This window comes from Nocardia sp. No.11 (genome assembly GCF_038752175.1).
GTDB classification, from domain to species: domain Bacteria; phylum Actinomycetota; class Actinomycetes; order Mycobacteriales; family Mycobacteriaceae; genus Nocardia; species Nocardia canadensis.
The window spans coordinates 1-8,803 of sequence record NZ_JBCGFB010000180.1 but is presented as its reverse complement, the minus strand read 5'-3'; the positions used below and the strand labels follow the sequence as shown (position 1 = coordinate 8,803).

Annotated in this window: 6 protein-coding genes; 4 read left to right on the top strand and 2 right to left on the bottom strand. The window is 70.7% G+C overall.

What is annotated here, in order from left to right; genetic code table 11:
• Positions 1-514, top strand: a 514-nt coding sequence (locus tag V8688_RS30015) for a methyltransferase domain-containing protein (protein ID WP_342802207.1), incomplete at its 5' end; no start/stop codon positions are given.
• A gap of 7 nt (positions 515-521) precedes the next feature.
• Here V8688_RS30015 and treY read toward each other — a convergent pair.
• A complete protein-coding gene (gene treY, locus V8688_RS30010) occupies positions 522-2,942 on the bottom strand; it encodes a malto-oligosyltrehalose synthase (RefSeq protein ID WP_342802206.1) in 2,421 nt (806 codons plus the stop codon).
• An 8-nt stretch (positions 2,943-2,950) separates the two neighbouring features.
• Positions 2,951-5,071, bottom strand: a complete 2,121-nt coding sequence (glgX, locus tag V8688_RS30005) for a glycogen debranching protein GlgX (RefSeq protein ID WP_316573221.1) — start codon at positions 5,069-5,071, stop codon at positions 2,951-2,953.
• Positions 5,072-5,281: 210 nt separating this feature from the next.
• Here glgX and V8688_RS30000 point away from each other — a divergent pair, with 210 nt between their 5' ends.
• Genes V8688_RS30000 through bioD form a run of 3 tightly spaced genes read left to right on the top strand, consistent with a single transcriptional unit; the run spans position 5,282 to position 8,426 of the window.
• Positions 5,282-6,559, top strand: a complete 1,278-nt coding sequence (locus tag V8688_RS30000) for an adenosylmethionine--8-amino-7-oxononanoate transaminase (RefSeq protein ID WP_342802205.1) — start codon at positions 5,282-5,284, stop codon at positions 6,557-6,559.
• Between the two features lie 47 nt (positions 6,560-6,606).
• The gene (locus tag V8688_RS29995; protein WP_218720670.1) at positions 6,607-7,761 is read left to right on the top strand and encodes an 8-amino-7-oxononanoate synthase; all 1,155 of its coding nucleotides are present in this window, start codon (positions 6,607-6,609) and stop codon (positions 7,759-7,761) included.
• Positions 7,758-8,426: a dethiobiotin synthase gene (gene bioD, locus V8688_RS29990; RefSeq protein ID WP_342802204.1), complete on the top strand. Its 669-nt coding sequence runs from the start codon at positions 7,758-7,760 to the stop codon at positions 8,424-8,426. Before V8688_RS29995 ends, bioD begins: the two co-directional genes overlap by 4 nt.
• The last annotated feature ends 377 nt before the right edge of the window (positions 8,427-8,803 follow it).

Genomic DNA, 8,803 nt, shown 5'->3' with positions numbered 1-8,803 from the left:
CACCGCCGCCGAGTTCGTCGAGGGCACCGCCGCCGCGCTCCCGCTGCCGGACGGCTCCGTCGATGTGGTCCGCTGCGAACGGGTCTTCCAGCACCTCGACGACCCCGCCGCCGCCACCGCCGAGATCGCCCGGGTGCTGCGCCCCGGCGGCCGGGTATGTCTGATCGACAGCGACTGGTACACCGCGATCCTGCACCCCGGCGACCCAGCTGTCGTCGCCGCGCTGGCGGAGCTGATGCGGGCGACCACCGCCAACCCGGGCTCCGGCCGGCTCCTGCGCGGGCTGCTGGTGCGGGCGGGATTCGTCGTCGACGATCAGGCCGCGACCGCGGTGATCTGGGACGCGGAGACCGCGACACCGCTGGTCGGGCAGATGGTGGCCACCGGCCGCGCCGCCGGGGTGATCACCGCCGACCAGGCCGAGGAGCTGACCGCCGCGGTCGCGCACGGCGTCGCGACCGGCGACTACCACCTGTCGGTCACGATGTTCGCGGTGCTCGCCCACCGGCCGTGACGTCGGCTCAGCGCACCAGCAGGGCCACCGGCAGCCGGGTGAACAGCTTGTCCAGCCGGACGCTGCCCGCGAACGTGGTGCCGGTGAGCCGATCGATCCAATTGCCTTCCGGCAGATGCAGAGTGGTGTCGAGCCAGCCGGTCGCGGCCAGCCCGACCGAGTGCCTGGTCGCGGCCACGATCACCTCCGGCGCCTCGCCCGCGGGCCCGCGCCCGAAGGCGACCAGCCGCTGCGCGTGCTCGCCGACCGCATAGAGCGGGCGGTACATCCCGCCGACGAAGCACTCCGGCCGTTCCCTGCGCAACCACAGCGCGTAGGCGACCACCCACATCTTCGCCGCCCCCGTGGTGTCCAATGTCGGCGGCTCGGTGAGGGATTGGAGCAGCCCGGCGCGCACGGCGAAGTTCACCGGGCGGCGGTTGTCCGGGTCGACGAGGGAGTCCTCCCACAGTTCGGTGCCCTGATAGATGTCCGGGATACCGGGCCCGCACAGCTGTAACAGCTTCTGCGCCACCGCGTCCGACCACGCGTGCGGGGCCAGCTCGTGGGCCAGATCGCCGATGCCGGTACCGACGGGGCCGTCGATCACCGCGTCCAGCCAGTGGTGCACCGCCGACTCGAACTCCGCGTCCGGTTCCTCCCAGGAGGTCTTGGTCCCGGCCTCGCGAATCGACTTCTCCGCGAACAGATGCAGGCGATCACGCAGTCCCGGCACCGACGAGGCGGGCCGCCCGTCGGCGGGCCAGACCCCGAACATGTTCTGCAGCAGGAACAGTGCTGTCGCGCCGTCGGGCGCGGGCGTGGTCTCCAGCCAGCCGCGCACCCGCTGCGACCAGACCTCGGCCACCTGCGACAGCACCCCGATCCGGGCGCGCACGTCCTCGCCGCGCTTGGTGTCGTGGGTCGACAGCGTCGTCATGGTCGCCGGCCAGCGCTGCGACCGTTCGCTGTTGGACAGGTGGAAGTCGTTGACGGAGTGCCCGAAGCGCGCCGGATTGCCGCCCACCTCCTGCAACGACACCAGCCGCGCGCCCTGATAGAACATGGTGTCCTCGACCGACTTGGCGGTGATCGCGCCACACACCTGGGAGAACCGCGTCGCCGCCTCGCCACCCACCGACAGCGCGGTCACCAGTACCGACAGCGGCACCGTCAGTTCGGCATTGCGTTTTTCCACCTCGGCGACGACCGCGGCGGTGATCCCGGCCAGCGGCGCGTAGTCCACCCGGTACACCGGCATGAACGCCAGCACCTCGATGGTCGCGTTGCTCACGGCGAGGGTGTCGAAGCTGCCCGCGTTGCCGTCGCGCTTGATCGCGGCGACCAGCCGCCGGATCTCGGGCGCCAGAATGGTTTCCGCGACGGCGCGCTTGATCCGGTGCTCGGTTTCGCCGAACCAGGCCCGGTCGCTGCCGTGCCCGGCGACGTGCTGGGACAGCTCGGTCAGCGCGGTCTCACCCGCGGGATCGATCAGGACGCCGCCGAGATCGGCGAGCGCGTCGTAGCCGGTGGTGCCGTCGACCGGCAGCGTCGCGTCGAGCGGTTCCCGGTTGGCCAGGATCTTCTCCACCAGCAGCAGCCGCTGCGGGCCGATCAGCCTGCGCAGCCGGGTCAGATAGGCGCTCGGATGCGACAGGCCGTCGGGATGGTCCACCCGCACACCGTCGATGAGATCGTGTTCGCACCAGGCGGCCAGCTCGCGGTGGGTCGCCTCGAAGACCTCGGGATCCTCCTGCCGGATCGCGGCCAGACTGCTCACCGCGAAGAACCGGCGGTAGGTGCACACGCCGGCCTTCCAGCTCACCAGCCGGTAGTGCTGGCGATCGTGGATGCGCAGCGCGTTGTCGCCGTCGGTGCCCGGTGCGATCGGGAACCGCAGATCGTGCAGCGCGAGCATGGGTTCAAGGCCGGATCGGTCGACGGTCAGCGCGGCCGGGTCGTTCTCGCTCTGCAGCACCGGCAGCGCTAGCCGCCCGCCTGCCCCGTTGCCCGGACTCCAATCGATGTCGAAGTACTTCGCGTACTTGGACTGCTGCCCGTCGCGCAGCACATCCCACCACCACGGGTTCTGTCGCGGATCGGCCACGCCGACGTGATTGGGCACCAGGTCGACGATCAACCCCATCCCGCGACTGCGCACCTCGTCCGAGAGCGCCTTGAGCCCGGTCGGCCCGCCCAGCGCCGCCGACACCGTCGTCGGATCGGTGACGTCGTAGCCGTGCGTCGAGCCGTGCCCGGCGGTCAGGATCGGCGACAGATACAGATGCGAGACCCCCAGTTGCTGCAGGTATTCGGCGATGGCCCGGGCATCGGCGAAGGTGAGCGCGTCCGGCCGCAGCTGCAGCCGGTAGGTGCTGCGCACCGTGCTCGGCCGGATGGGCGCGCGGTGCAGCAGGGTCAGCGGATCGGTCACGTAGGTCTCGGTCATCGTTTCGGCTAGGCGGTTCGGCGCAGGACGAGCAGGCAGCGGCTGGGGACGGGCAGGGACGCGGCCGCGGGGTGGGCCCCGTCGGCCGCTCCGGTGGGGGTCGAACAATCCAGGGCCAGTGTCCATTCGGCACCGAACTCCGGTCCTGGCAGCACGAAATCGAGCGCTTCGTCGTGCGCATTGAAGCACAGCAGGAACGAGTCGTCGCTGATGCGTTCGCCGCGCGGTCCCGGCTCCGGAATGCCGTCTCCGTCGAGCAGCACCGCCAGGGACTTGCCGAAGCCGCTGTGCCAGTCGTCGGTGGTCATCTCCGCGCCCGCCGGGGTGAACCAGGCGATCTCGCGGTTGCGGCCCGCGCCGTCACCCGGGCCGGCGGCCAGGAAGCGGCGCCGCCGGAAGATCGGGTGCTGCGTACGCAGGGCGATCACCGAGCGGGTGAACTCGAGCAGGTCGGCGTTGGTCTGTGCCAGCGACCAGTCCATCCACGACAGCGGCGAATCCTGGCAGTACACGTTGTTGTTGCCGAGCTGGGTGCGCCCGATCTCGTCGCCGTGGGCCAGCATCGGCGTGCCCTGGCTCAGGATCAGCGTGGCCAGCAGGTTGCGCTGCTGGCGCGCTCGCAGTTCCAGGATCGCCGGATCGTCGGTCGGCCCCTCGACACCGCAGTTCCACGACCGGTTGTGGCTCTCGCCGTCGCGGTTGTCCTCGCCGTTGGCGTCGTTGTGTTTCTCGTTGTAGGACACCAGGTCCCGCAGCGTGAAGCCGTCGTGCGCGGTGACGAAGTTGATGCTGGCGCTCGGGCGGCGGCCGGTCGACTCGTACAGATCCGAGGAACCGGTGAGCCGATAGGCGAACTCGCCCAGTGTCGCCGGCTCGCCGCGCCAGTAGTCGCGCACGGTGTCGCGGTACTTGCCGTTCCACTCGGTCCACAGACTCGGGAAGTTGCCGACCTGATAGCCGCCCTCGCCGACGTCCCAGGGTTCGGCGATGAGCTTGACCTGACTCACCACCGGATCCTGGTGCACCAGGTCGAAGAACGCGGAAAGCCGGTCCACGTCGTGTAATTCGCGCGCCAGCGTGGCGGCCAGATCGAACCGGAAGCCGTCGACGTGCATGTCCAGGATCCAGTAGCGCAGCGAGTCCATGATCAGCTGCAGGGTGTGTGGATGCCGCACATTGAGACTGTTGCCGGTGCCGGTGTAGTCCTTGTAGTGCGCCGGATCGGTCTCGTCGAGCCGGTAGTAGGCGGCGTTGTCGATGCCGCGCAGACTCAGCGTCGGCCCCAAGTGATTGCCCTCGCCGGTGTGGTTGTAGACCACGTCGAGGATCACCTCGATGCCCTCGGCGTGCATCGCGCGCACCAGCGCCTTGAACTCGGCGACCGCGGCGTCACCGCGCGGGCGGGCCGAGTACTGGTTGTGCGGGGCGAGATAGCCGATGCTGTTGTAGCCCCAGTAGTTGCGCAGTCCCTGATCGGTCAGCACGTGATCGTGGAAGAACTGGTGCACCGGCATGAGCTCGATCGCGGTGACGCCCAGGCTCTTCAGATGCCCGATGATCGCCGGATGCGCCAGGCCCGCGTACGTGCCGCGCAGTTCCTCCGGCACGTCGGGGTGGGTCATCGTCATGCCCTTGACGTGCGCCTCGTAGATCACCGTCTCGTGATAGGGGCGGTTCGGCGGTCGGTCGGCGCCCCAGTCGAAGAACGGGTTGATCACCACGCCGGTCATGGTGTGGCCCAGCGAATCCAGGCCGTAGGTGTAGAGCGACGGGTCGTTGACGAACTGCCCGTCGAAGGCCTTCCCGTACGGATCGAGCAGCAGTTTGCTCGGATCGCAGCGCAGGCCCAGCTCGGGTTCGTACGGTCCGTGGACGCGGAAGCCGTAGCGCTGACCCGGGGTGATCGCGGGGAGATAGGCGTGCCAGACGTAACCGTCGACCTCGTCGAGTTCGACCCTGGTCTCGGCGCCGTCCTTGGCGATCAGGCTCAGTTCCACCTTGGTGGCGACCTCGGAGAACACCGAGAAATTCGTCCCCGCGCCGTCGTAGGTGGCGCCCAGCGGATACGCGGTGCCCGGCCACACGCCCAGTGGGGTCACCTCACCGGATCGGTCGTTCGGGCTCGACATGCTACGACAGTAGAGGAATCCGGTCCCCGCCCGCGCGCGGTGCGCGTGGGTGCTGCGTCACCCCTGGTCAACACGCATCGGCCACGCAGCCGGCCGCGAGCGGAGCCGGACCGGCCTGTGCCGTCCCCGGGGCCGATCCGTCGCGCGAGTGCTAACTTGAACGGTGTTCAAGGCCGTCGGCGACGGCACCTGGCGACGACGAGGAAACCTGTGGACCTGACCCCCGAGCAGATCAGCGCCCTCGATGCCGAGCACGTCTGGCATCCCTACGGCGGCTTTCCCGCGACCACCGAACCGCTGGTCGTCGCGAGCGCGGCGGGCACCAGGCTGACGCTGGCCGACGGCCGCGAGCTGGTCGACGGGATGAGTTCCTGGTGGGCGGCGGTGCACGGCTACCGGCACCCGGTGCTCGACGCCGCCCTGCTCGCGCAGTCGCGGCGGATGAGTCACGTCATGTTCGGCGGCCTCACCCATGAACCGGCCACCCGGCTCACCCAGCTGCTCGTCGAGCTCACGCCGCCCGGCCTGGACAAGGTCTTCCTCTGTGACTCCGGCTCGGTCTCGGTCGAGGTCGCGGCGAAGATGTGCCTGCAGTACTGGCGCGGCGTCGGTGCGCCGGGCAAGCACCGGCTGCTCACCTGGCGCGGCGGCTACCACGGCGACACCTTCACCCCGATGAGCGTGTGCGACCCCGACGGCGGCATGCACGCGCTGTGGACCGATGTCCTCACCGAGCAGGTCTTCGTCCCCGCTCCGCCGGCGACCTTCGAGGCCGACTACGTCGCCGAGCTCGAGCGAGCCGTCGCGGAACATCGCGACGAGCTGGCCGCGGTGATCGTCGAACCGGTGGTCCAGGGCGCGGGCGGGATGCGCTGGCACGACCCGCGCTACCTCACCGAGCTGCGCCGGATCTGCGACGAGAACGAGGTGCTGCTGGTCTTCGACGAGATCGCCACCGGATTCGGCCGCACCGGCGAACTGTTCGCCGCCGACCACCTCGGCGTCGCCCCGGACGTGATGTGTGTCGGCAAGGCGCTGACCGGCGGCTATCTCACCCTCGCCGCCACGCTGTGCACCGCGCGCATCGCCGAGACGATCAGCACCGCGCACGGCGGGCTCATGCACGGACCCACCTTCATGGGCAATCCGCTGGCCTGCGCCGTCGCGATCGCCTCGATCGAACTGCTGCGATCGCGGGACTGGCGCGGTGAGGTCGCCCGGATCGAAGCCGAGTTGCGCGAAGGCCTGGCGCCGCTCGCCGGGCTGCCGGGCGTCGCCGAGGTGCGGGTGCTGGGGGCGATCGGCGTCGTCGAACTCGACGCGCCCGTCGACATGCGGGCCGCCACCGACGCGGCCGTCGCCGCGGGGGCGTGGCTGCGCCCGTTCCGCACGCTCGTCTACACGATGCCGCCGTTCATCAGCACCACCGAGGACATCGCCACCATCACCGGCGCCGTCCGTGCCGCGGTGAAGGCGACCCTCGGATGACGGCGCGACCGCACCGCCTGAACGGCGTTCAAGTAAGCTCCTCAGCTGTGAGTACGGATCCGTTGAGCTGGTTGGACGAGCGCGCGGCCGAGCGGGTCGACGCCGGGCTGCGCAGGCATGTGCGGCCGCGGCCCGCCGAGTCGTCCGCGATCGACCTCGCGTCCAACGACTACCTCGGCCTGGTTCGCCATCCCGAGGTCGTCGAGGGCGCCATCGCGGCCGTGCGTCGCTGGGGCGCCGGGTCCACCGGCTCCCGCCTCGTCACCGGGACGACCGCCGAACACGCCCAGCTCGAAGCCGAACTGGCCGAATTCGTCGGTGCCGAAACCGGGTTGGTGTTCGCCTCCGGCTATGCCGCCAACCTCGGCGCGGTGACCGCGCTGGCCGGTCGCGGCACCCTCGTCGTTTCCGACGCAGGCAGCCACGCCTCCCTGGTCGACGCGTGCAGGCTCTCGCGGGCCAGGGTGGAGATCGCCCCGCACTGTGACGTCGACGCCGTCGAACGCCTGCTCGCCGAACGCTCCGAGGAGCGCGCGCTGGTCCTCACCGACTCCGTCTTCAGCGCCGACGGCGACCTCGCTCCGCTCGCCGACCTGCACCGGGTGTGCCGGGCGAACGGCGCGGTCCTGATCGTCGACGAAGCGCACGGACTCGGCGTCCGCGGCGCGGGCGGTCGGGGGCTGGTGCACGAGAGCGGCCTGGCGGGCGAACCCGACCTGGTCATCACCGCGACCCTGTCCAAGGCCCTGGCCGCCCAAGGCGGCGTCGTCCTGGCCGATGCGCGCATCCGCGCCCACCTCATCGATGCCGCCCGCACGTTCATCTTCGATACCGGACTGGCCCCCGCCGCGGTGGGCGCGGCCCGCGCGGCCCTCGGACTGCTGCGCCGCGACCCCGCGATAGCGGCGCGGGTGCTCGACCGTGCGGCCGATATCGCCCGCATCGCCGGGGTGCCCGAACCGGACTCCGCGGTCGTGTCGGTCGTCCTGGGCGACGCCCAGCTCGCCTTCGACGCCGCGCAGGCCTGCCGCGCCCGCGGCCTCGATGTCGGCTGCTTCCGTCCGCCGTCGGTCCCCGAGGGCACCTCCCGCCTGCGGCTGACCGCCCGCGCGAACCTCACCCCCGCCGAACTCGGCACCATCGCCGAGGTACTCGGCGACGTGCTCGCCGCCGCCCGCGGCAAGGAACCGGTGACCGCATGAGCCTCCTGCTGATCAGCGGCACCTCCACCGACGTCGGCAAGACCGTCGCCACCGCGGCCGTGGCCGCCGCCGCCCGAGCCGCGGGCCGCTCGGTCGCGGTGTGCAAACCCGCCCAGACCGGCATCGCCCCCGGCGCACCCGGCGACCTCGCCGAGGTCACCCGCCTGTCCGGGGTGACCCGCACTGTCGAGCTCGCCCGCTACCCGGAACCCCTCGCGCCCGACACCGCCGCCCGCCGTGCGGGCATGCCGCTGCTGTCGCTCGGTGACACCGTCGCCGCCGTCGACGCGCTGAGCGACGCCGACCTGGTCCTGGTCGAGGGCGCGGGCGGCCTGCTCGTGCGGATGGGGGAGTTCACCCTCCTGGACTTGGCGCGCAAACTCGGCGCCCCCGTGCTCGTCGTGGCTGCCGCCGGCCTCGGCACCCTCAACCACAGCGAACTCACCACGCGCACCCTGGCCGCCGCCGGCGTGCCCTGCGCCGGAGTGGTCATCGGTTCCTGGCCCGCCGAGCCCGACCTCGCCTCGCAGTGCAATCGCGACGATCTGCCGCGCGTCACCGAGACCCGGTTGCTCGGCGCGATCCCCGCCGGTGCCGGGCAGTGGGACCGCGCGCGGTTCACCGCGGCCGCGCCGAGCTGGTTCCCCGCCGACTGGCGCCCCTGAGCGCGCGCCGATGATCACCGCGCGTCGAAGAAACCCCCGCTGACCAGCCGATTTGACTTCATGATCGGCGANTTCCCCGCCGACTGGCGCCCCTGAGCGCGCGCCGATGATCACCGCGCGTCGAAGAAACCCCCGCTGACCAGCCGATTTGACTTCATGATCGGCGATGCGTAACTTAATTCGAGTCAGAGCGACACGGACACCGACCCGGTGCCGATCTGCTGAGTCTCCCGAGGCTGGCGGATGGTGCAGGGAAACGAGGTAGGACGATGAGCGCCTGACTGATCATGTGTGCGGGCTCACTGTCTTCCGGACTTGCTTCGGTGGATTGTCTGCGCTAAAGTTTGAACCCTTGCCCTGACTGAAGCCCCGACGAA

Bases quoted from the DNA above. Each gene is read 5' to 3' on its own strand.
- bioD (WP_342802204.1), top strand. From the start codon at position 7,758: ATGAGCCTCCTGCTGATCAGCGGCACCTCCACCGACGTCGGCAAGACC.
- glgX (WP_316573221.1), bottom strand. From the start codon at position 5,071: ATGTCGAGCCCGAACGACCGATCCGGTGAGGTGACCCCACTGGGCGTG.
- treY (WP_342802206.1), bottom strand. From the start codon at position 2,942: ATGACCGAGACCTACGTGACCGATCCGCTGACCCTGCTGCACCGCGCG.